A 22,014-nucleotide genomic window follows, 5' to 3' on the forward strand; every position below is an offset into this window, starting at 1 on the left:
CATAAACTGAACGACCATTCATTCCAAAGGGGGATTTGTATGAAAACGATTTGGATCACAGGTGGCTCATCGGGGATGGGCAAGGCGATGGCGCTAAAATTCAAGACCGAGGGCTGGAACGTCGCCATCAGCGGCCGCAACGAGGAGCGGCTACAAGAAGCGATGGGCGAACTGGAGACCATCGGGGCCGGAGCGGCGATAGCCGTGCAACACGATGTGCGTGACTATGAGGGGTGTGCCGTTGCGCTCGATCAAATCATTGAACGGTTCGGTCCAGTGCACGCGCTCGTTAACAACGCGGCCGGTAATTTCGTCTGCCCGACGCTCGACTTGACGCCGAACGGATGGACGAGCGTCATCGACATCGTCTTGAACGGGACGTTCAACTGCACCCACGTGCTCGGCAAGCATTGGGAACGGGAGCAACTGCGTGACGGCTCCATCATCAACATGGTCGCGTCGTATGCCTGGCAAGCGGGCGCCGGTGTCGCACCGAGCGCGGCCGCCAAGGCCGGTGTGCTCAATTTGACGCGAACGCTCGCCGTCGAATGGGGATATCAGTTCGGGGCGCGTGTGAACGCGATTAGCCCGGGGCCAATCGAGCGGACAGGTGGAGCCGACAAACTAGCCGTCCACGTCAAAGAAGTCGAGCGCATCCGCCGCAATGTGCCGCTCGGACGGTTCGGGACACCGGAAGAGATTGCCGACCTCGCCTTTTGGATGGCGTCGGACGAGATGCGCTATTTGAACGGGGAATGCATTTCCCTCGACGGTGGCCATTGGCTAAATAAACATCCGTTCTAACCAAAAAACGGCCGAGGGATTCCTCGGCCGTTTCATATGTCTTGCCCTGTCCATTCCGCTTCGAACCGGTCCAAAAAAGTAACCATGAACGCGTGGCGGTCCCGGGCGATTCGTCTCGCCCGTTCCATATGCATTTGATTCGCGAGCCGGAGCAACTTCTCCTCGAAATGAGCGATCGCGCTTTTCGAGTCACCCTCGCCGTGGAGGCTATTGCCACGTGCGCCGGCAAATTGGAACGTCCGGGCGATGCCGATTGCCCCAATCGCGTCGAGCCGGTCGGCGTCTTGCAGCATCGCGCTCTCACGTGACGACGGGGACCGTCCTTTTGAAAAGGACGACTCTTCAATCATCGTCAGGACGTGAGCCCGTTGTTCGGGGTCGATCGGTAACGTGTCAAGGTGACGTGCGACGAGACCTTTATCACGTCCAAGCTTCTCATCCTCGACATCATGCAAGAGCGCCGCGAGCGTCAAAGCGAGACCGTCGACCGCTTCGCCTTCCGCGAGATGCGTCGTCAAACGGCGCACGCGGTCGAGATGGGCCATATCATGGCCGGTATGGTCTCCGGCATGCAGCTTCGCCACGTACCGTTCGGTCTCGAGCACCGCTGGATGCATCATCAAATCTCAATCGTCGTGTTCGGCTCAATCAAGAGACCACGTTGGTGCAATTGATCGCAGAACGCCCGTGCGTCTTGTTTGATGGGCGGGAACGTATCAAAATGGATTGGGACGACTCGTTTCGCTTGGAGCCAGTGCGCCGCATCGAGTGCGTCGACCGGTCCCATCGTGAAGTTATCCCCGATCGGGAGGAAGGCGACGTCAATCTCGAAGCGTTCGCCGTACAGTTTCATATCCGAAAATAGCGCCGTGTCCCCGGCGTGGTACACCGTGAGTGCGTTCGTCTCGATGATGAACCCGCCCGGCATTCCCATATAAACCGGGATGTCGCCCATGTCGAGACTCGAGCTATGGAACGCCTGCGTCATCGTGACGCGGCCGAACGCGAACGAATGGCCGCCCCCGATGTTCATGCCGTGGACCGAAAAACCCTTCTTCTCATAATATGTCGCCAGCTCGTGTGTCGCGACGATCGTTGCGCCCGTCTGTTTCGCAATCAATTCGACGTCTTCGATATGGTCAAAATGGGCGTGGGTGAGCAAGATATAGTCTGCTTTGACACTTGCCGGGTCGACGTCCGTATGCGGATTGCTCGTCAGGAACGGGTCGATTAAGACGGAAGTCCCGTCGATATCGAGTTGCACGGTCGCGTGGCCATAGTATGTGATCTTCATTGAAATCCTCCCTTTCTGGTGTCAGATGGATCGTTTCAGTTATAAGACTTTTTCTAAGAAGCGTTTTGCGCGGTCGGTTTGCGGGTTGAGAAGCAAGTCGGCCGGTTTGCCTTCCTCCATCAAGATGCCTTCGTCGAGGAAGAGGACACGGTCCGCCACTTCACGGGCAAAGCCCATCTCGTGCGTGACGACGACCATCGTCATCCCAGACTCGGCGAGCCCTTTCATGACATCGAGCACTTCGTTGACCATCTCTGGGTCGAGCGCTGACGTCGGCTCATCGAACAACATGACGTTCGGCTCCATGGCGAGCGCCCGGGCGATCGCGACACGTTGTTTTTGTCCACCCGACAGTTGACTCGGATAGGCGTCGATTTTCTCGGACAATCCGACCCGTTCGAGGAGCTTTTTCGCCCGTTCAATCGCCTCGGCCTTGCTCACTTTCAAGACGTTGATCGGCGCGTATATCAAATTGTCGAGCACGCTCATATGCGGGAACAAGTTGAACTGTTGAAACACCATCCCGATATTTTGGCGTGCTTTCGAGACGTTCGCCCCTTTTTTCGTGAGCTCATAGCCGGCGACGCTGACCGTTCCAGACGTCGGCACCTCGAGCATGTTCAAGCAACGGAGGAACGTCGATTTCCCCGAACCGGACGGACCGATGACGGCGACGACCTCCCCTTTCTCAATCGATGTCGTAATGCCTTTGAGGACCTCGAGGTCACCAAATTGTTTGTATAAATCGTTTACTTGTATCATCTGCCATCACTCTTTCTAAGCCGTTTTTCTAGACGTTGACCAAGATACGTCAACACCATCACTATTGTAAAGTATATCACACCGGCAAACAGGAGCGGTTCAAAGTAGATCGCCTTTTGCCCACCGACGATTTGCGCCCGGCGCATGATGTCGAGCACACCGACCGTCGAGACGAGCGCCGATTCTTTCGTGAGCGTGATCATCTCGTTGACGAGGGCCGGCAAGATGTTTTTGAACGCCTGCGGCAAGATGATTGATCGCAGTTGTTTGACGTACGGGACGCCAAGGGCATCCGACGCTTCCCACTGGCCTTTATCGACCGCTTGAATCCCGGCCCGAATGATTTCCGAGATATACGCCGCCGAGTTCAGTGAGAAGGCGATGACGGCCGATTGGTATGGCGTCGTGATATATCCGGTCAACTGCGGCAATCCGAAGTGGATGATCGCGAGTTGCAAGATGAGCGGGGTTCCGCGGAACACGGCCGTATAGGCGTGCCCGATGAAGTTGACGAGACGGTTTGGGACGATTTTGAATGTGGCGACGACGACGCCAAGCGTAATCCCGAACAAGGCCGAGACGAGCACGACTTGGAACATGACGGGAATCCCTTCGAGAATATACGGGATAGAATCATAAATCCGACTAAAATCCATTGTGAGTTCCTCCTAAAAAAGGCTGACTGATGCTTTCAGTCAGCCTTCTACAATCTTTATTCAGCTGGTGCAGCTTCTTGTTCGAACCATTTTTGAGCCAACTTCTCGATTTCTCCTGAATCGATCATCTTGTTCAACTCTTCATTGAACTGATCACGGAGCTCGTCGTCCTTACGGAAGGCAGCGGCTGAACCGGCCTCTTCCTCGTCGACGATTTCAAACGTCGTGAGTTCGCTGTCTTGATCGAGATATTTCTTCGCGACCGTGTCCTCGATGACCATCGCATCGATGCGGCCGGTCTTGATTTCTTGAATAATCTCTGGAATCTTGTTCAAGGCGACGATTTCAGCACCCGGGATTTGCTCTTTGGCAATCCCTTCTTGAATCGATCCGAGTTGGACCCCGACTTGTTTCCCGTCCAAGTCCTCAAGCGACTGGATGGCATCCCCTTTTGACAAAATCAAGTTCTTCGCCGTGAAGTAGATGTCTGAGAAATCGGCGTTCTCTTTCCGTTCTTCTGTCGGTGTCATACCCGCCATGACGAAATCGACACGACCGGCGTTGAGCGCCCCGAGCAGGCTCCCGAAGTCCATGTCTTCAATTTTCAATTCGTAGCCCATGTTCTCGGCCACTTGCTTGGCGATATCGATATCGAATCCGACAATCTCATCCCCGTTCGCCGTATCGACGAATTCATATGGGAAGTAGTCCGCACTCGTCCCCATGACGATGACTTTGTCATCTTCATCGGTCGATGTCGAACCTCCTTCGTTCACGTCTGCCCCACAGGCTACAGTAAAAGCGGCTAGGCTTGCGATACATAATGCTAGAAAACCTTTTTTCATGTTCATCGTCCCTTTCTTCAATAGGATGAAATTATCAGAACTTTAACAAAATTATGACATATATGTGAATGTTGCTCAACTGTTCTCTGACTCATCATATGTCCGACTTGTTCTTCAACCACTATATACACATAATTATTACTTGTAAAGTATATTCATGCATAAAATCTAAAAAAAATACGGTCACATTCGCTCGTAAGCAAAATAAGTGACCGTACCATTGTCCCGAGAGCCGTAGGGCTGCACTCGTTTGACCGAAGCGATGGGAATGGCGCTATACACGTGGGGATAGCGTTCCCCGTCCTCGTCAAACTCATAGTGGAGCAGGCTGCCGAGACGTCCGACATGGAACGAGACGAGCACGACTCGCTCCCCATGATAATGTCGACGCACGAATTTCCCGATTTGTTGCGGGGTGCAACAACGAATGTACCCTTCCGTTTGGAGGGTCGGCTCGTTGATCTCGCCGCGCGACAAAGCAATCGTATATTCGGCCTCGCTCATGATTTTGACGACTGGTTCCATCTCATCGATCCCTTCTTAAGGAAAAGCGCAAAGGCAATGCCTCTGCGCTCACTTCTTAGGCGTAGTAAATATCGAACAACGTCTGTAACTGCTCGACGAGCTCTTCGGCCGTTGATGACTCGATTGTGCTCCGTTCGACCATCGTGACGATATTGCCGTCTTCTAACAGCGCGATCGATGGTGACGACGGGGCGTAACCTTCGAAGTATTCACGGGCGCGGTCAGTCGCTTCACGGTCTTGACCCGCGAACACAGTCACGAACTGGTCCGGTTTGACGCCTTCCATCTTATTCACGTACGCTGCTGCCGGACGAGCGATGCCACCGGCACAGCCACATACCGAGTTGACGAGCACGAGCGTTTTGCCTTCTTTCGTTAACGCCGCGTCGACTTCTTCCGGTGTGGTGAGTTCTGTGTAACCTGCAGAGCGTACCTCATTGCGAGCTTGTTCGACTACATCTTGAAAGTATAATTGAAAATCCATATTGTTTCCCCTTTCGACTTGCGTCTGTTCTTTCTTATTTTACGTCTAGTGGATCGGTTAGGACAAGTCTATCGCTCAATTGTCCTTCGAGGAACGGTGTCGCGTTCAACAGCGTCTTGAAGGCCACATAGCGGGCCCGCGCTTCAGCGGTCGCTTCCCGGTTCGTCAAATAGGCCCGGATGAGGATGTTCTTCGGCGTGTGCTCCATATCGATGAACTCGAGGAGTTGCGCCTCATAGCCGACGAGTCCAAGTAATTCGGCCCGAATCGAATCGGTGGCGAGCGCCGCGAACCGTTCTTTGATGAGTCCATGCTGCAACATGACGTCAAGGCTCGGTGCCTCAAGTTGACGGTTCAATTCTTTTTGACAACACGGCACGCTCAAGATGACTTTCGCCCCCCAACGCACGGCCCGAGCGAGCGCCATATCCGTTGCGACGTCGCACGCATGAAGTGTGACGACCATATCGACCGCCGTCTCCCCTTCGAACTCATTGATGTCACCGACGAGGAACTCGAGACGTTCATACCCAAGGTCGCGCGCAATCCCGGCACATTCCTCGATGACTTCTTTCTTCAAATCGAGCCCGGTGATATGGACGTCATAGCCTTTCATCTCATGCAAGAAGTGATAGAGGGCGAACGTCAAATACGACTTCCCGGAGCCGAAATCGAGAATCCGGATGGTCCGGTCGGTCGGTAAATGTTTGATCGAGTCTTCGATAAATTCGAGGAAGCGGTTGATTTGCTTGAACTTGTCATACTTTTGGCGTTTCACTTTCCCATCCTCGGACTGGACGCCGAGTCGGATGAGGAACGGTACCGGCTCATCGAGCGGCAACAGGTACTGCTTCTCGCGGTTATGACTCAGCTTCACTTGTTTGACGGCCGTCTCGCGCTCCTTGAACGTCACTTTGAACTTTTTAGACAGTTGAAAGTGGAACTCGGACGCCTTCAACTGGAACTGTCCTTGGCGGAACGTCTCGAGCAATTCATCGAGTTCGATGACCGCCTCGTCCGGTGTGAGATTTTTATGTTTCATTACCCGTTCAAATTGGTATTCGAATTGTATATGGTACTCGCCTTTCAACAGGACCGGCTTCAATTTGACCCGGCGTAAATCGTTCGACTTTTGACGCGGTTGACTGATTGTCGCTGTGACGAGCTCGTTCTGGCGAATCACATCAGCCAGCCGTTCGGTTAATGCTGTATATTCCACTGCGTTCATCCTTTTTTCAATAGTTTCGAAACTTTTGTTCACGTGTATTCGTACATACTATTACACGAACACGTGCAAACGTCAAAGGAGGATCATTGTATGTTCAAAAAGTTATTATCATCGATTGGAATCGGCGCCGCGACGGTGGATACGCGACTCGAAGAGAGTGCCTGTGTGCCAGGCGGGACACTGAATGGTGTCGTCCATATCAAGGGCGGCAGCACCGAGCAATCGGTCGACCGGATTTACATCTTCTTCAACACGCTCTATAAGCATGAGGTGAACGACAAGACGACGTATTCGACGTTCACGATCGAGAAGATTTTGTTGAACGAAGCGCCGTTCATGATCGATCCCGAAGAAGTGAAGGAAATCCCGTTCACGATTGACGTGCCGTTCAACACGCCGATTTCGGTCAGCCAATCGAAATCGTGGATCGAGACCGGTCTCGATATCGCCCAGGCCGTCGACCCGAAAGACGAGGACTCGATTCTCGTCAAACCGAACCAGGCCCAGCAGGTCGTCCTCGACGTGCTCGACGACATCGGCTTCCGCTTGAAGAAGGCCGATACGGAGATGCTTCCGGCCCGCCATCGTTCCGGCCGTCTCCCGATTGCCCAAGAGCTCGAATACTCGCCGAACGGGACGAGCTACGGACGTAAACTCGATGAGCTCGAAGTCGTCATGCTCCAAACAGAATCGTCGTTAGATTTATTGATTCAAGTCGACAAGAGCGTCCACAATCTCGGCAGCCTGTTCGCCGACTTGACCGGGACCGACGAATCGACACACCGCCTCAGCTACACGAACGCCGAGCTCACTTCGCCCGAACGAATTCGCCGCGATATCGAAGCGTTGATTGAACGTTCCATCTGAACCATGTTGCCACGGACAATTCCGTGGCTTTTTTATTTTCCATATAAAAAATCCTGCCCTCGGTCGAAGGCAGGACGTGAATCAATAGAGCGTATACGTGTCCGGGTCGATGGACTCGAGCGACTGTTTGATCGCCTGCAAGAACTGACCGGCGACGAGACCGTCGAGGACACGGTGGTCGACCGACATGCACAAGTTGACCATGTCACGCGCCGCGAACATCCCGTTCACCCAAACTGGGCGCTTCACGATCGACTCGACCGACAAGATCGCCGCTTGCGGGTAATTCAGAATCGGTGCCGACTGAATCGAACCGAACGCACCCGTATTGTTGATCGTGAACGTGCCGCCCCGCATCTCGTCCGCTTTCAAGCGGTTGCCGCGGGCACGGGCCGCGACGTCTTGAAGTGCGACGGCGAGACCTTTGATGTTCTTCTCGTCCGCGTGCTTGATGACCGGGACGTAGAGGGCGTCGTTCGCCGCGACGGCGACCGATAGATGGATGTCTTGATGGACTTTGATGTGATCGCCCGCCCATTCCGAGTTCATCATCGGATGTTTTTTGAGCGCCTCGATCGCCGCTTTCATAAAGAACGGCATAAACGTCAGTTTGACACCTTCCCGTTTGAAGAACTCGTCTTTCAACTTGGCCCGAGCCGTGACGAGGTTTGTCACATCGACCTCGATCATGAGCCACGCATGCGGGGCCTCATGTTTCGAGCGGACCATGTTGTTGGCAATCGCTTGACGGACACCTGCCGTCGGAATGAATTCGACTCGGTCCGACGACGCGTCGGTTGCCGGCACAGATGGTGACACGGAAGGTGCCGCGGCCGACTCAGGTACGTCGAGCTTCGTTTTTGTCATCGTCTCTTGAAGCGGCACTTGCGTCGCCGCTTCCGGCTTGACCGGACGGCCTTCCGATAAGTAGCGGAGGACATCTTTGCGCGTGATGCGACCACCGAGGCCACTGCCGTCGAGTTCGTTCAAGTCGATCGCGTTCTCATTGGCGAGTCGGATGACGGCCGGCGAGAAACGACCGTTATTCTGTTTTCGTGGCGCGGCCGACGCTGCAGTGACCGCTTGCTTCGTCTCGACCGGGGCCGCTTCGACTTGTGCCGGTTCTGCTACCACTTCTGCTTTCGCTGGCGCCGAATCGGCACCTTCGACTTCCATGACGAGGACCGGTGTGCCGACGGCGACCGTGTCGCCTTCACTGATTAAAATCTGTTTCACGACACCGGCACTCGTCGCCGGAATCTCGGCGGTTACTTTATCGGTCATGACCTCGGCGAGCGGCTCATACTCCTCGACGCGGTCACCTAGTTTGACGAGAAACGTTGTAATCGTCCCCTCGGTCACACTTTCTCCGAGCTGTGGCATTTTAATTGTCTGTTCCATATGACCCCTCCTTAAAAGGCGGCGAGCTGACGTGCCCGCTCCGCGATTTTTTCAGGGGATACGATGAAGAACTTCTCCATCGGTGGTGCATACGGCATCGACGGAACGTCCGGTCCCGCCAGACGCTCGATCGGCGCATCGAGTTCGAACAGCGCTTTCTCCGCGATGATGGCCGCGACTTCCCCGATGATGCTGCCTTCCTTATTGTCCTCGGTGACGAGGAGCACTTTCCCGGTCTTCTTGACGGCTTCGACGATCCCCTCTTGGTCGAGCGGATAGATCGTGCGCAAATCGAGGATGTGCGTGCTGATGCCTTCGGCTTCGAGCGTCTTCGCCGCTTCCTGGGCCATGTGGACGCACAGACCGTACGTGATGATTGTGATGTCGTCACCTTCCCGCTTGACGGCGGCCTTGCCGATTTCGACCGTATAGTCGTCGGTCGGAAGGTCGGCTTTCAAGAGGCGGTACGCCCGTTTATGTTCGAAGAAGAGGACCGGGTCGTTCGAGCGGATGGCTGCCTTGAGCAACCCTTTCGCATCGACCGGGTCAGATGGGATGACGACTTTGAGTCCAGGCGTCGAGTTGAACATCGCCTCGACCGATTGGGAGTGATAGAGTGCGCCATGAATCCCGCCGCCGAACGGTGCACGGATGACCATCGGGCACGTCCAATCGTTATTTGAACGGTAGCGGATTTTTGCCGCTTCGGAGACGATTTGGTTGACCGCTGGCATGATGAAGTCGGCGAATTGCATTTCGGCGATCGGACGCATGCCATACATGGCCGCCCCGATCCCGACACCTGCGATCGCGCTCTCGGCGAGCGGCGCATCGATGACGCGGTCCTCGCCGTACTTCTCAATCAAGCCTTGCGTCGCGCGGAACACACCGCCTCGGACGCCGACATCTTCCCCGAGCACGAAGACGTTCTCATCGCGTTCCATTTCTTCATGGATCGCTTCATTGATCGCTTCAATAAACGTTTTCATCACATTTCCCCCTCGTACACATGGTCCATCGTCGATTCAGGAGACGCATACGGTGCCTTATCGGCGTAAGCAGTCGCCTCATTGACTTCACGATCGACGTTCGCCTCGATCTCTGCGAGTTCTTCCTCGGTCATGACGCCATCTTCAATCAAACGCTTCCGGAACAATTGATTCCCGTCACGATTCTTAAGGTCGGCCAACTCTTCGACCGAGCGATACGCTTTGTCATCGTCATCCGACGAGTGCGGTACGAGACGTTCGACTTCGGCTTCGATGAGCGTCGGGCCTTCGCCGCGAAGGGCGCGGGCGCGGGCTTCTTTCACGGCGACATAAACGGCAATCGGATCTGTCCCATCGACCGTGACGCCTGGCATCCCGTAACCTTTGGCGCGGTCCGATACGCGCTCGCAAGCGAGTTGCTTCGAGAGTGGTACCGAGATGGCGTATTTGTTGTTCTCACAGAACAAAATCACAGGCAACTTATGCACGCCCGCGAAGTTCGCACCTTCGTGGAAGTCACCTTGGTTCGACGAGCCTTCTCCGAACGAGACGAACGTAACGAGCTCTTCTTTTTTCAGTTTGGCGGCGAGCGCCACACCGACCGCATGCGGCACTTGTGTCGTCACCGGAGACGAGCCCGTCACGATGCGATGCTGTTTCGAACCGAAATGGCCCGGCATTTGACGGCCGCCTGAGTTTGGGTCTTCCGCCTTGGCGAACGCCGACAACATTAAATCGCGAGCCGTCTGTCCGAAGTGGAGGACAACGGCGACATCGCGGTAATACGGAAGAATATAGTCCGTCCCTTTTTCGAGCGCGAACGCCGCCCCGACTTGGGCCACCTCTTGTCCTTGACACGAGACGACGAACGGGATTTTTCCGGCACGGTTCAATTTCCACATGCGCTCATCGATTTTACGGGCACGGACCATCGTCTCGTACATCGCACCGAGGTCTTGTTTCGTCAATCCTAATTCCTCATATGAATTCACAGTCATCTGTTCCATTCTGTTTCCTCCTTAGGCGTGAATCGGTAATCCGTCAACGGCCAGTGCCGCTTCTTGGAACGCTTCGCTCAGCGCCGGGTGAGGATGGACGAGTTGGCCCATTTCCCATGCCGTGGCGTTCAAGACGAGAGCGAGTCCGCCTTCTGTGATTAATTCCGTCGCTTTTGGCCCGACGATGTGTACACCGAGCAGGTCGTCCGTCGTCTTGTCCGACACGAGTTTGACGAATCCATCCGCTTGCCCTTCGATACGGGCCTTGCCGAGGCCGTTGAAACGATACGTGCCCGTTTTGACTTCATGCCCGGCTGCTTTGGCACCTTCTTCGGTCATGCCGACCGATGCGACTTCCGGGACCCCATAGACACAACGCGGGATCAAGGCGTAGTCGAGCGGAGTCGGCTCGTGACCGAGAATCGTCTCGACCGCCTTCACACCTTCCGCCGAGGCGACATGGGCGAGTTGAAGCTTGCCGATGCAGTCTCCGATGGCGAAGATGTGACGTTCTTTCGTCCGATACTGTTCATCGACTTGGATGACACCGTTCTCGACGACAATCGACGTGTTCTGTAACCCGAGATGCTCCGTATTGGCGACCCGTCCGACCGAGACGAGTACACACTCGACCGAGATCGTTTCTTCGCCGACCGCGAGCGAGACGGCATCGGTTGCTACTTCTGTACGCTCCGGGTCGACGGTGACGTTCTTCAACACACGGACGCCCCGTTTTTTCAGGAGTCGCTCGACTTCCCGTGACACAGCCTTGTCTTCGAGCGGCAACAGACGCTCCCCGACTTCAATCAGCGTGACCGCGACATCAAGGTCGATGAGCATCGAGGCCCATTCGACACCGATGACCCCACCGCCGACGATGGCGATGGATTCTGGCAACTGTTCGAACTGGAGCAGGTCGTCCGAGTTCAAGATGCGTGTATGGTCACACGGCAGCCCTGGCAATTCGCGCGGAATCGACCCTGTCGCGATGATGAGCTGGTTCGGCAAGATGAGCTCGGACTCCCCGGATTCGTCTTCGACCGCGACCGTTCCCGGCTGCGGCGAGAAGATGCTCGGTCCCAAAATCGATGCCTTTCCGCGAAACACCTCGATTTTACCTTGCTTCATCAGATGCTCAATACCTTTTTCTAGTCCCGCGACCAAGTCGCGTTTGAACGACTGGGCCCGCTCCATGCTGAACGAAACGGATCCCGTCTCAACACCGTACGTGCTCCCGTGTTTTGCCGTCTGATAGACGTGGGCCGCTTTCAACAACGCCTTCGTCGGGATGCAGCCTTTATGTAGACATGTCCCGCCGAGTTTCTCGGCCTCCACGATTGCGACAGTTTTCCCGGCTTGGGCCGCCTTGATGGCTGCGACATATCCGCCAGGACCGCCGCCGATGACGACGATTTCAAATTCTCGTGCCATGTGTATCCCCCTCATATTCTCGAACTGCTTCTTCATGTCGGATGGCCCGGAGTGCGCCTTCGGCGAGTGCCTTCAGCTCATCTTCGCCCGGATAGATGTGAACCGGCGCCAAATAGCCGACGCGCGCACTGATTTGCTCGGTCAGCCAAGTCGAATAGGCGATGCCACCCGTCAACAGAATCGCGTCGACGTCGCCGCGTAGGGTGGCGCCATGTTTGGCGATTTCCTGGGCGACGCGGTATGCCATCGTCTCGTAAAGAAGAGCGGCCTGTTCATCGCCATCTGCCATGCGCTGTTCGATCTCGATCGCGTCGAACGTTCCGAGGTGGGCAAACAGCCCTCCGCGTCCGACGATTTTCTGTTTCATTTCCGACTCTTTATACCTGGTACTATAACATAGTTCTACTACCTGTCCAACAGGAATCGAGCCTGCCCGTTCTGGTGCGAGCGGCCCATCGCCGTCGAGTCCGTTGTTCACATCGATGACGGCGCCTTTGGCGTGGGCACCGACTGTGATACCTCCTCCGAGGTGGGCGATAATCAAGTTGAGCTGTTTGTAATCGCTTCCATTTTCGACTGCGAAACGTTTTGCGACCGCCTTCTGATTCAAGGCGTGAAAGATGCTGCGACGATTGATTTCCGGCATTCCCGTCGCACGCGCGAGCGGGCCGAGCTCATCGACGACGACTGGATCGACGATGAAATTCGGTACCTGAAATAATTCACCGAGTTTATAAGCGAGTAGTCCACCCAAGTTCGAGGCATGCATTCCGAAACGACCGCTCGCTAAATCCTCACGCATGAGCGGATTGACGGCGTACGTCCCCGATGTCATCGGGGCCAGTAATCCCCCGCGACCAACGATTGCGGACAAGTCCTCGCCCGCAATGCCCGTTTCGGCCAATAAGTTCCGCACTTCACGTTCTCGATGCGGGAGTTGCTCCGGAAGTGACAATCCTGTGACGTCGGCCTCGTGACGGACGGTACGAGATAAAATCTCGTCCGCTCCGTCAAACAAGCCGACCTTCGTCGAAGTCGACCCCGGGTTGATGGCGAGAATGAGCTGTCGTGTCATCTCAGCGCCCACCGAGTAAGCTCTTTTCGACTTTCAAGAATTGGCTGCGCGAACGCGACATCATCTGAATCCGCTCCTCTGCCATCTTCTCGGCGGCGACATGCGTCGGTACCCCGTCGCGCTCGGCGATCTCGAAGACGCGCTGCATGTTGTCATAGATGAGTTCGACTTTCTTCATCGCCCGCTCACGGTTATAGCCTTCGAGCTCGTCGGCCACGTTGATGACACCGCCCGCGTTGATGACGAAGTCCGGCGCATACAGAATGCCGCGCTCCTCGAGCACGTCCCCGTGACGATCCTCAGCGAGCTGGTTGTTGGCCGCACCGGCGACGATTTGAGCCTTGAGCATCGGGATCGTCTTGTCATTGATGATCGCACCGAGCGCACACGGGGCGAAGATGTCACAATCGACCGCATAAATCTCGTCCGGTTTGACGACCGTCGCGCCGAAGTCCGTCTCCGCGCGTTTGAGCGCCTCTTCGTTGATGTCGGTGACGACCAAGTGGGCCCCTTCTTCATGTAAGTGACGGCACAAGTTGTAGGCGACGTTGCCGACCCCTTGGACAGCGACTGTCTTGCCGGCGAGCGAATCCGAACCGAACTTCCATTTCGCCGCCGCCTTCATGCCGCGATACACGCCATACGCCGTCACCGGTGATGGGTTGCCGCTCGATCCGAACGCCGGGCTGACGCCGGTCACGTAATCCGTTTCCATGTGGATGAAGTCCATATCGGCGACCGACGTATTGACGTCCTCGGCCGTGATGTAGCGCCCGCTGAGCGATTGCACGTAACGACCGAATGCACGGAACAACGCCTCTGATTTGTCCGTCTTCGCATTGCCGATGATGACGGCCTTCCCGCCACCAAGATTGAGTCCCGCCGCCGCGTTTTTGTACGTCATCCCTTTTGCGAGACGAAGGACGTCCGTGAGCGCTTCTTCTTCCGACGCATAGTTCCACATCCGCAGCCCCCCGAGAGCCGGCCCGAGTGTCGTGTCATGAATGGCGATAATCGCCTTCAGTCCTGACGCCTGGTCTTGGCAAAAGACGATTTGCTCATAGTCCTCGGCCTGCAAGACGTCGAAAATTCGAAAGCGTGGTTCCATGTTTGTTTCCATCATTGATGATTCCTCCATAAAATTTATTTTTTAGCGTGCAAGAGCGCAAATGCGAGTGAGTACAGTTTGGCCTCGGCCGTATCGGCCCGGCTCGTCAAAACGACCGGTGCGGCTGCGCCGACGACGATCGCCGCCACGCTCGCTCCGGCAAAGTACATCATCGACTTATAAAGGACGTTGCCGACCTCTATGTATGGGACGAGCAATAGGTCGGCTTGTCCGGCGACCTCACTCTCGATGCCTTTTTGTTTGGCCGCGATCATGTCGACGGCGTTATCGAGCGCAAGCGGTCCGTCGACAACACATCCTTTGATTTGGCCGCGACGGTTCATTTGGGCGAGCAGCGCCGCGTCTGTCGTGGCGGCCATCTGTGGATTGACCACTTCGACGGCGGCGATGGCAGCGACACGCGGTAGCTCGTACCCGATGTCTGTCATCGCATCGACCGCATTGGCGATGATGTCCACTTTCTCTTCGAGCGTCGGCGCGATATGGATGGCCGCGTCGGTCACACCAATTAGTCGTTCCCGGTTCGGGATTTGAAATAAGGCGATATGGCTGAGCGTCCGGTTCGTCCGGAGTCCTGCCTCTCGGCTGAGCACAGCTTTCATGAACGTCGACGTCGCGACCATTCCTTTCATGAGCACATCCGCTTCTCCTGTCTTGACCGCGAGCGTCGCCCGTTTGGCAATCTCTTTATCGCCTTTGACGTGGATAATATCGACCGCGTGATCTTCGATGCCGTGCTCGTCGCATAATCGTTTAATCTCCCGGGCATCTCCAATCAATTTAAATCGAGATAGACCGTGATCGGTCGCGAGTTTGACGGCGCGAATGACCTCCACATCGGCGGCCCCGGCAATCGAGACGGTGCGCCCGTCCAACTGCTTCGCCTTTTCGAGCATCCGTTCAAAATTCATGCATGTCCCCCCTTGCCTGTCTTCATCTACTAACAAGCAATTTTGTTTCCACTTTTGAAAGCGCTTTAATAGGTCGTAGACTCTGCACTTTTTTGCGTGGTATGAAAAAAAATGCAGGTAATTTATTGCATGCGTTCAAGTTTATTATACAGCGTCCGAATCGAAATGTGTAATCGCCGGGCGGCCTCTGACTTGTTGCCGTCCGCCTCCTCGATGGCCCGTTCAATCAAATCACGCTCATAGCGCGACACGGCATCCTGTAACGACAGCGCGTCGGTCGGTCGGGCCGATGCGACACGCGGTGACAGCTGTAGGTGGTGCGGCGCGATCCACTGCTCGGAACTCGCCATATAGATGATCGCCCGCCCGAGGACATTCTCGAGCTCTCGGACGTTGCCTTTCCAATACTGATTCTTCAACAGCTCGGTCGCCTCGCGGTTCACCCCACGCACGCTGCGGCCGTACTCTTGGTTCAGCTTGCGGACGATGCGTTCGCAGAGTGGCTCGATTTCTTCGAGCCGGTCCCGGAGCGGCGGGATGTGGATCGGCATCCGGTTGATCCGGTAATATAAGTCTTCACGGAACGTGCCGTCCGCCACTTTTTGTTCAAGGTCGGCGTTCGTCGCCGCGATGATGCGGACGTCGACCGGAATCGCATTCGTACCCCCGACCCGCACGATTTCATGCTCCTGCAGGACACGGAGTAGTTTGACTTGGACATCGACCGGCAGTTCGCCGATTTCATCTAAGAAGAGTGAGCCGCCATCGGCCTCTTCGAAATAGCCGACCTTCCCACCACGTTTCGCCCCACTGAATGCGCCGTCCTCGTAGCCGAACAATTCACTCTCGAGGAGCGTCGGGGAGATGGCCGCGCAATTGACGCGGACGAATTTCTTGTATTTGCGCGGGGACTCACCGTGGATGGCGTGGGCGAACAGTTCCTTGCCCGTCCCCGACTCCCCGCGAATAAGGACGGTGACCGGCGTGACCGCGGCGAGGCGGGCCTGTTCGATGACGAAGCGCATCGCGTCGCTCGACGCGATGATGTCGGCGAACTGGTATTTCGCCTCGAGGTTGCGGATGCGTGTCTTCGCTTCTTGCAGCTCGTCACGGAGCGCTCGGATTTGAGACACGTCCCGGATGACACCGACCGACCCGCGCAACTTCCCTTCGACGATAATCGGTTCGGCATTGACGAGAATGTCGCGCCGCGTCGCCCCGATTTGCATCCGGATATCGCGGACTCCTTGCCCGGTCGACAGCACTTTCAAGTGGACACTCTCCTGCATGCCGATGTCGGCCGTCGCCGGCTTGTCGACGACGTCTTCTTTCTTGAATCCCGTCAGTCGCGTATAGGACGGGTTGATTAAAATCGTGTTCCCGTTGTGATCGGCGACCGAGATGGCCTCGCTCGTACAGTCGATAATCGCCTCGAGCATCTGTTGATTTTGCTTCAGCCGTTCGACGACGATGCGGATGAACTCGCCGGGCAAGACGACCGCGTCGGCGAAATGTCCTTTCAATTCATCGAACGTCTCGGAGCGGCCCGTCGTCTCGATTACGAAATCGAGACGCTTGTCGGCACATGCCCGCCAATCCTCCGCCGTCATAATCCCCTGGTTCCGCGCGAGTTGCATCCCTTCGGCCGTCTGTTCCGGGTCGATGACGGCGACGACGGTGACGAGCGGCGAGTCGAGCAACATTTTCAGCACTTCGGTCCCGCCTTTCCCCGCACCGACAATCATCAATCGTTTATTCATTCAGACATCCCCCATTTTTACCGTTCTGCATTCATGCTACTGAACCTGAACTGATTTCGCAACCTCACAAAAAAGGCCGTGTCGAGCTATGTATTTTCTGGTAAACTTATGAGTGTTAAGGAGGAGATCCTATGCGCATCATCGCACTGTTGATCTTAATCATCCCTGGCCTCTTCGGTGTCTATGGCATCAAGTTACTTCGCGACAGTTTCTTCCTCAAGACGAGCGTCCCGTTCTCTTGGATCGAGTCGGTGGCAGCCGCCTCGATGTTACAAGGAACGTTTGGACTGTTGATTGCGATGGGCGGGATCGGTTTCGTGGCAGGTTATATCTTCAATCGTGACAAGAAAACAGGCAAAGTCCCACGAATAGATTCTTGAACACAAAAAAAGGTTCCCTAACTTGACTTCATTTCAAGTGCGGAACCTTTTTATTCGTATTGAATTGTGATCACTACGGATGATCTCCTCTCCTACTTGCTACAATCTTGTGACATGAGGGTCCAATGGTCTTCTTAATGAAGAAGTTTGAAAGAAATTAGTAACTGCCGTCTTGCGTGAACGGAAACGTACCCATTCGAGTTACTAACGATTATTCATCGGGTCATGTCGAACCATCCATCGTGAAGTCGAACGCTTGCCATAAACTGTTCAACGGTTGACAACACTCCTTTTGGTCAACTGAACGATTCGTTTTCCCCGGTCACGGTCCCTAGCTTCGAACTCGATGCCGGAATCGCCTCGCGAATGAGCGTACGTCGCGACCTCTCGTCGGGACGATGACGATTTGAGATGTCGTTCCCACCTCTGAGCTATTGACGGATAGCGGTCCGAGATGATTTCTTGCTCTAACACGTTCCGGAACACGTTAGAAAGCGTTCATCTGACGCTCGTCCAAGTAACTTGGTACACCTTTATTATAACAAGTTCCGCATGATTTGCAAGCGATTTCTTTCACAAAGTAAAAGAAAATCAGGAGGCGGGCCTCCTGATCGATTATTGCTGTTTAAACGATTGATACGTGACGAAATACGAGATGAATTCCGAGTTTTTCGGACTGCGCTCGCGCTCGGGGCGACCGTTGAACATCTCGTGGTCCCGCATCCCGTTCTCCCACGCCGTCTTGATGGCGTGGCGCATCGCCCGCTCGACGCGGGACGAGGTCGTCTCATGCTCTTTCGCGATCATCGGATAGAGCTCCTTCGTAATCAATCCGAGCAGCTCCTGACGCTCTCGGACGTAGACGACGGCTTGGCGGATATATTTGAACCCTTTGATGCGTGGCGAGATGCCGAGTTGTTGCAGCAAGAGCGAGATGTCGAGTTCTTCCGGCGACATCGCTTCGAACTCACGGCTCGAACCGGCAGCGAGTTCGCGGATTTTCGTGATCAATTGTTGAATGTTGAACGGCTTGACCAGAAAGTAAGAAGCGCCGAGTTGAACGGCCTGCTTCGTGACTTCATCTTTCCCGAACGCACTGAGCATAATCACTTCTGGTTTAGCGTGCGCCAATTCCGTCTGTAACCGTTCGAGGACGCCGATGCCGTCTAAGTGAGGCATGATGATGTCGAGCAACAGCACGTCCGGCTGGTGTGTCTTGACGACGTCTAAGCATGCCTCGCCGTCGTAGGCGGTCCCAACGACTTTTAAGTCGTCTTCGGACTCGAGTTGGCGGGTCAACAAATCGACGATTTCTCGATTGTCGTCCGCGATGCATAATGTAATCAATTAAGACACCCCTTCGATAAACTTCCGTTTTAATTGGAGAGACATAGTGAGCAGTTCCTCCACGTGTTGTTTCGTCAATTCCGTCATCTGCGCCCCAGCAATCATCCGTCCGAGCTCATCGACCCGTTCGGCATGCCCGAGCGTCGAGACGTTCGTCTTCGTGCGCTCATCCGTCTCCGTCTTCGTGATATACAAGTGTTGGTCCGCCATGGCGGCCACTTGAGCCAAATGGGTGATGCAGAGCACTTGTGACCCGACCGACAACCGGAAAATCTTCTCGCCCATCGCTTGGGCGACCCGTCCCGACACGCCTGTGTCGACTTCGTCGAAGATGATGGACGCGACACCGACCGTGCGCGAGAAAATCGACTTCAACGCGAGCATGACGCGGGATAGTTCTCCGCCTGAAGCGACTTTGGCGAGCGGCTTGAACGGTTCGCCGACGTTCGTCATCATATAGAACTCGACTTGGTCGAGTCCGTCTGCCTTGAACGGCCCTTCTTTGAACCGGACTTCGAACTGGGTCTTCTCCATATACAATTCCTTCAATTCACGCTGAATCGCTTTCTCGAGCTCGGTCGCCGCTTGTTTGCGGGCCGCCGATAACGCTAGTCCGGTCGTACGCACTTTTTGTTCGAGCTGGGCGAGCCGGTCCGATAGTTCTTGCAAGTGTTCTTCCCGATTCGTCATCGATTTTAACTCGTCGGCGATTTTTTCCCCATACGTGATGACCTCGTCGATCGTGGCCCCGTATTTCCGTTTCAACTGTTGGAACAAGGCGAGCCTCGTCTCAATTTCATCGAGCCGAATCGGATCAAATTCGAGTGAATCGAGCTGATCGCGCAACTGGAATTTGGCGTCCTCGAGCAAGAAATAAGCGTTCGAGATCGTTTCGGCCATCGGCGCGAGCGAAGTCGACAATGAGGAAGCTTCCTCCATCTCGCGCATGGCGATCCCGATTTGATCGAGACCTTTCGCCTCATCCGCGACGGCCTCATACGATAACCGGACGTGCTGATGAATCCGCTCGAAGTTGGCGAGCTCGTTCCGTTCCTCGGTGAGCGCCTGTTCTTCCCCGACCTTCAGTTCGGCCGCCTCAATCTCATTCGTCTGGAACGCGAGCAGGTCCATGCGCTGGGCCAGTTCTTGTTCGCTTTGACTCAATCGTTTCAACTCGTCGGCGACGTTCTTCCAATCGACGTAAGCCTCTCGATAACGTTCGAGGAGCGGGGCGAGCTCGGTTTCGGCAAAACTATCTAAAATGCCGAGATGGTATTCGGCATCCATCAAGTGCTGGTGCTCATGCTGGCCATGAATATCGACGAGCAGCCGTCCGAGCTCGCGAAGCGTCGACAGCGGCATCATCTTGCCGTTGACACGGCAAACACTCTTTCCGCTACTATGTAGGTCGCGGCGCAAAATGACGGTCCCTTCTTCAATCTCGATGCCGTATTGGGTCGCCGCCTCGATGATCGGATGGTCTGGTTCGACGTTGAACAGCCCTTCGATCTCCGCCTTGTCTTGGCCATAGCGGACGAACTCGCTCGAGCCGCGGCCCCCGACGAGCAGGCCGATCGCATCGAGCAAGATTGATTTCCCGGCTCCGGTCTCACCCGTCAATACGGTCATCCCACGTTTGAACGTGATATTCAGTTCATCGATGATCGCAAATTGTTTGATCGATAGTTCTGCTAACATACGATAGTTCACCTCATAACATTCCGAGTAGTCGTTCGATGATTCGCTTTGCCTGGTCTTCGTCGCGGGCGATCATCAGAATCGTATCATCGCCACACACCGTCCCAATCAATTCATCCCATGACAAATGGTCAATCAAGACACCGATTGCATCCGCATTGCCCGGTAATACTTTCATGACGACCAAGTTTTGGGCCGAGTCGACCGAGACGAAACTGTCGCCGAGGATCCGTTTCATCTTGCCGTACGGGTTGAAGCGTTGATCGGCCGGAAGGCTATACTTATAGCGCCCGTCGTTGAGCGGTACTTTCACGAGATGGAGCTCTTTGATGTCCCTTGACACTGTTGCCTGGGTCACTGGATATCCAGAGCGATGCAGCTCGTCGACGAGCTCGTCTTGCGTCTCGATTTCACGGTTTGTCACGATTTCTCGAATCTTAATCAAGCGCTGTCCTTTATTCATACTCGCTGACACCTCATTTTATGTTTCACATACTCAGTATCATTCTAAAGTATTGTCGAAAAAAGGTCTAGCATTCGCAGGATGATTTCCCCAGTCGGTCGCATTCGCGCATGAAAAAGCTGCAGACGAAACGTCTGCAGCTCAAGCGTTCTTCTTTAATTGCGCGTGGGCGGCGTCGATGACCGCGTCCACGTCGATGGCTGGGTCGACACTGCCGACACCGGTGAAACGGGCGAACAATAAGAATTCGATATTCCCATCCCCACCGGTGATCGGTGAAAAGTCGAGTCCCGCGACTTCGAATCCTTCCGAGGCGAAGTAACGGACCATGTCGTCGACGACCCGTTCATGGATGGCGCGGTCCCGGACGATGCCTTTTTTGCCGACATCGGCCTTCCCGGCCTCAAATTGCGGTTTGACGAGCGCCATGACGATACCGTTAGGCTTCAAAATCGTCTTCAACGGCGGAATCATGAGCCGAAGTGAGATGAACGAGACATCGATCGTCGCGAAATCCGGCGTCACCGGGAACTGGTCAGCGGTCGCATGGCGGAAGTTCATCCGCTCCATGACGACGACACGGTCATCGCTCCGAAGTTTCCACGCCAACTGGTTATAGCCGACGTCGACGGCATACATTTGCGTGGCCCCGTTTTGGAGCGCACAATCGGTGAAACCGCCTGTCGATGAGCCGATATCGATGCCGATGTTACCAGCCACATCGAACGGGAAGACTTGGAGCGCTTTTTCAAGCTTCAGTCCGCCCCGTCCGACGTATGGCAACACTTGGCCTTTCACTTCGAGCGGGATGTCGTCGAACACTTTGTCGCCCGCCTTGTCGAGCCGTTCGGTCCCGCTATAGACGAGCCCGGCCATGACAGACCGCTTCGCCTTCTCTCTCGTCTCCGCTAAGCCGCGGTCGACGAGGAGCACATCTAATCTAGTTTTCTTTCGTTTTTCCATAGTT

General features: G+C 55.1%; 23 protein-coding genes. 3 read left to right on the forward strand and 20 right to left on the reverse strand.

Translation table 11 applies throughout. From position 1 onward, the window contains the following. Positions 1-39: 39 nt before the first annotated feature. Positions 40-804: a 2,4-dienoyl-CoA reductase gene (gene fadH, locus KNP85_RS08530; protein WP_021067675.1), complete on the forward strand. Its 765-nt coding sequence runs from the start codon at positions 40-42 to the stop codon at positions 802-804. A gap of 32 nt (positions 805-836) precedes the next feature. On the opposite strand, the gene KNP85_RS08535 is transcribed toward fadH, so the two are convergent. The 8 genes from KNP85_RS08535 to KNP85_RS08570 all read right to left on the reverse strand — a co-directional run bounded on the left by KNP85_RS08535 (position 837) and on the right by KNP85_RS08570 (position 6,589). Continuing rightward, positions 837-1,424, reverse strand: coding sequence for an HD domain-containing protein (locus KNP85_RS08535; protein WP_251136269.1), 588 nt, complete (start codon positions 1,422-1,424; stop codon positions 837-839). Continuing rightward, entirely contained in the window at positions 1,424-2,098 is a 675-nt protein-coding gene (locus KNP85_RS08540; protein ID WP_021067677.1) for a metal-dependent hydrolase, read from the reverse strand. The genes KNP85_RS08535 and KNP85_RS08540 overlap by 1 nt, the downstream gene beginning before the upstream one ends. A 39-nt stretch (positions 2,099-2,137) precedes the next feature. After that, a complete protein-coding gene (locus KNP85_RS08545; RefSeq protein ID WP_029595286.1) occupies positions 2,138-2,860 on the reverse strand; it encodes an amino acid ABC transporter ATP-binding protein in 723 nt (240 codons plus the stop codon). Then, a complete protein-coding gene (locus tag KNP85_RS08550) occupies positions 2,857-3,516 on the reverse strand; it encodes an amino acid ABC transporter permease (RefSeq protein ID WP_021067679.1) in 660 nt (219 codons plus the stop codon). The genes KNP85_RS08545 and KNP85_RS08550 overlap by 4 nt, the downstream gene beginning before the upstream one ends. Positions 3,517-3,572: 56 nt before the next feature. Next, entirely contained in the window at positions 3,573-4,361 is a 789-nt protein-coding gene (locus tag KNP85_RS08555; RefSeq protein ID WP_029595285.1) for a transporter substrate-binding domain-containing protein, read from the reverse strand. A 183-nt stretch (positions 4,362-4,544) separates the two neighbouring features. Then, positions 4,545-4,886, reverse strand: a complete 342-nt coding sequence (locus tag KNP85_RS08560) for a DUF952 domain-containing protein (protein WP_021067681.1) — start codon at positions 4,884-4,886, stop codon at positions 4,545-4,547. A gap of 55 nt (positions 4,887-4,941) precedes the next feature. Continuing rightward, positions 4,942-5,370: a BrxA/BrxB family bacilliredoxin gene (locus KNP85_RS08565; RefSeq protein ID WP_021067682.1), complete on the reverse strand. Its 429-nt coding sequence runs from the start codon at positions 5,368-5,370 to the stop codon at positions 4,942-4,944. A 34-nt stretch (positions 5,371-5,404) separates the two neighbouring features. Further along, the gene (locus KNP85_RS08570) at positions 5,405-6,589 is read right to left on the reverse strand and encodes a class I SAM-dependent methyltransferase (RefSeq protein ID WP_029595284.1); all 1,185 of its coding nucleotides are present in this window, start codon (positions 6,587-6,589) and stop codon (positions 5,405-5,407) included. A gap of 99 nt (positions 6,590-6,688) precedes the next feature. Between KNP85_RS08570 and KNP85_RS08575 the strand changes: the two genes are divergently transcribed. Beyond that, positions 6,689-7,465, forward strand: coding sequence for a sporulation protein (locus KNP85_RS08575; protein WP_029595283.1), 777 nt, complete (start codon positions 6,689-6,691; stop codon positions 7,463-7,465). Positions 7,466-7,546: 81 nt separating this feature from the next. Here KNP85_RS08575 and KNP85_RS08580 read toward each other — a convergent pair whose 3' ends face one another. From KNP85_RS08580 to KNP85_RS08615, 8 genes are all read right to left on the reverse strand, one after another. After that, positions 7,547-8,866, reverse strand: coding sequence for a dihydrolipoamide acetyltransferase family protein (locus KNP85_RS08580; RefSeq protein WP_214802658.1), 1,320 nt, complete (start codon positions 8,864-8,866; stop codon positions 7,547-7,549). Between the two features lie 11 nt (positions 8,867-8,877). Beyond that, a complete protein-coding gene (locus KNP85_RS08585; protein WP_029595281.1) occupies positions 8,878-9,855 on the reverse strand; it encodes an alpha-ketoacid dehydrogenase subunit beta in 978 nt (325 codons plus the stop codon). After that, positions 9,855-10,853, reverse strand: a complete 999-nt coding sequence (locus KNP85_RS08590) for a thiamine pyrophosphate-dependent dehydrogenase E1 component subunit alpha (RefSeq protein WP_214802839.1) — start codon at positions 10,851-10,853, stop codon at positions 9,855-9,857. The genes KNP85_RS08585 and KNP85_RS08590 overlap by 1 nt, the downstream gene beginning before the upstream one ends. A 21-nt stretch (positions 10,854-10,874) precedes the next feature. Next, positions 10,875-12,284: a dihydrolipoyl dehydrogenase gene (gene lpdA / locus KNP85_RS08595; RefSeq protein ID WP_214802661.1), complete on the reverse strand. Its 1,410-nt coding sequence runs from the start codon at positions 12,282-12,284 to the stop codon at positions 10,875-10,877. Continuing rightward, the gene (gene buk, locus KNP85_RS08600; RefSeq protein WP_214802665.1) at positions 12,268-13,359 is read right to left on the reverse strand and encodes a butyrate kinase; all 1,092 of its coding nucleotides are present in this window, start codon (positions 13,357-13,359) and stop codon (positions 12,268-12,270) included. The genes lpdA and buk overlap by 17 nt, the downstream gene beginning before the upstream one ends. A gap of 1 nt (position 13,360) precedes the next feature. Beyond that, positions 13,361-14,482 carry a Glu/Leu/Phe/Val family dehydrogenase gene (locus KNP85_RS08605; protein WP_214720377.1) on the reverse strand — a complete coding sequence of 374 codons (1,122 nt, stop codon included), beginning with the start codon at positions 14,480-14,482 and terminating at the stop codon, positions 13,361-13,363. A gap of 20 nt (positions 14,483-14,502) precedes the next feature. Continuing rightward, positions 14,503-15,399: a phosphate butyryltransferase gene (gene yqiS, locus KNP85_RS08610; RefSeq protein ID WP_214802668.1), complete on the reverse strand. Its 897-nt coding sequence runs from the start codon at positions 15,397-15,399 to the stop codon at positions 14,503-14,505. 122 nt (positions 15,400-15,521) lie between these two features. Beyond that, positions 15,522-17,159 (reverse strand): sigma-54-dependent Fis family transcriptional regulator, encoded by a 1,638-nt coding sequence (locus tag KNP85_RS08615; protein ID WP_021067692.1) that lies wholly within the window; start codon positions 17,157-17,159, stop codon positions 15,522-15,524. A gap of 131 nt (positions 17,160-17,290) precedes the next feature. On the opposite strand from KNP85_RS08615, the gene KNP85_RS08620 reads away from it, so the two are divergent. Beyond that, positions 17,291-17,539, forward strand: coding sequence for a DUF2627 family protein (locus KNP85_RS08620; protein WP_021067693.1), 249 nt, complete (start codon positions 17,291-17,293; stop codon positions 17,537-17,539). Between the two features lie 615 nt (positions 17,540-18,154). Here KNP85_RS08620 and spo0A read toward each other — a convergent pair. The 4 genes from spo0A to KNP85_RS08640 all read right to left on the reverse strand — a co-directional run bounded on the left by spo0A (position 18,155) and on the right by KNP85_RS08640 (position 22,010). Then, positions 18,155-18,886 (reverse strand): sporulation transcription factor Spo0A, encoded by a 732-nt coding sequence (gene spo0A / locus KNP85_RS08625; protein WP_021067694.1) that lies wholly within the window; start codon positions 18,884-18,886, stop codon positions 18,155-18,157. Next, entirely contained in the window at positions 18,887-20,584 is a 1,698-nt protein-coding gene (gene recN / locus KNP85_RS08630) for a DNA repair protein RecN (protein ID WP_021067695.1), read from the reverse strand. Between the two features lie 13 nt (positions 20,585-20,597). Continuing rightward, complete coding sequence (ahrC, locus tag KNP85_RS08635) at positions 20,598-21,047, reverse strand: transcriptional regulator AhrC/ArgR (protein ID WP_021067696.1); 450 nt, start codon at positions 21,045-21,047, stop codon at positions 20,598-20,600. A 141-nt stretch (positions 21,048-21,188) separates the two neighbouring features. Further along, the gene (locus KNP85_RS08640) at positions 21,189-22,010 is read right to left on the reverse strand and encodes a TlyA family RNA methyltransferase (protein WP_029595275.1); all 822 of its coding nucleotides are present in this window, start codon (positions 22,008-22,010) and stop codon (positions 21,189-21,191) included. Between the last annotated feature and the right edge of the window lie 4 nt (positions 22,011-22,014).

It is taken from the genome of Exiguobacterium sp. s194 (assembly GCF_018618275.1).
GTDB classification, from domain to species: Bacteria; Bacillota; Bacilli; order Exiguobacteriales; family Exiguobacteriaceae; genus Exiguobacterium; species Exiguobacterium chiriqhucha.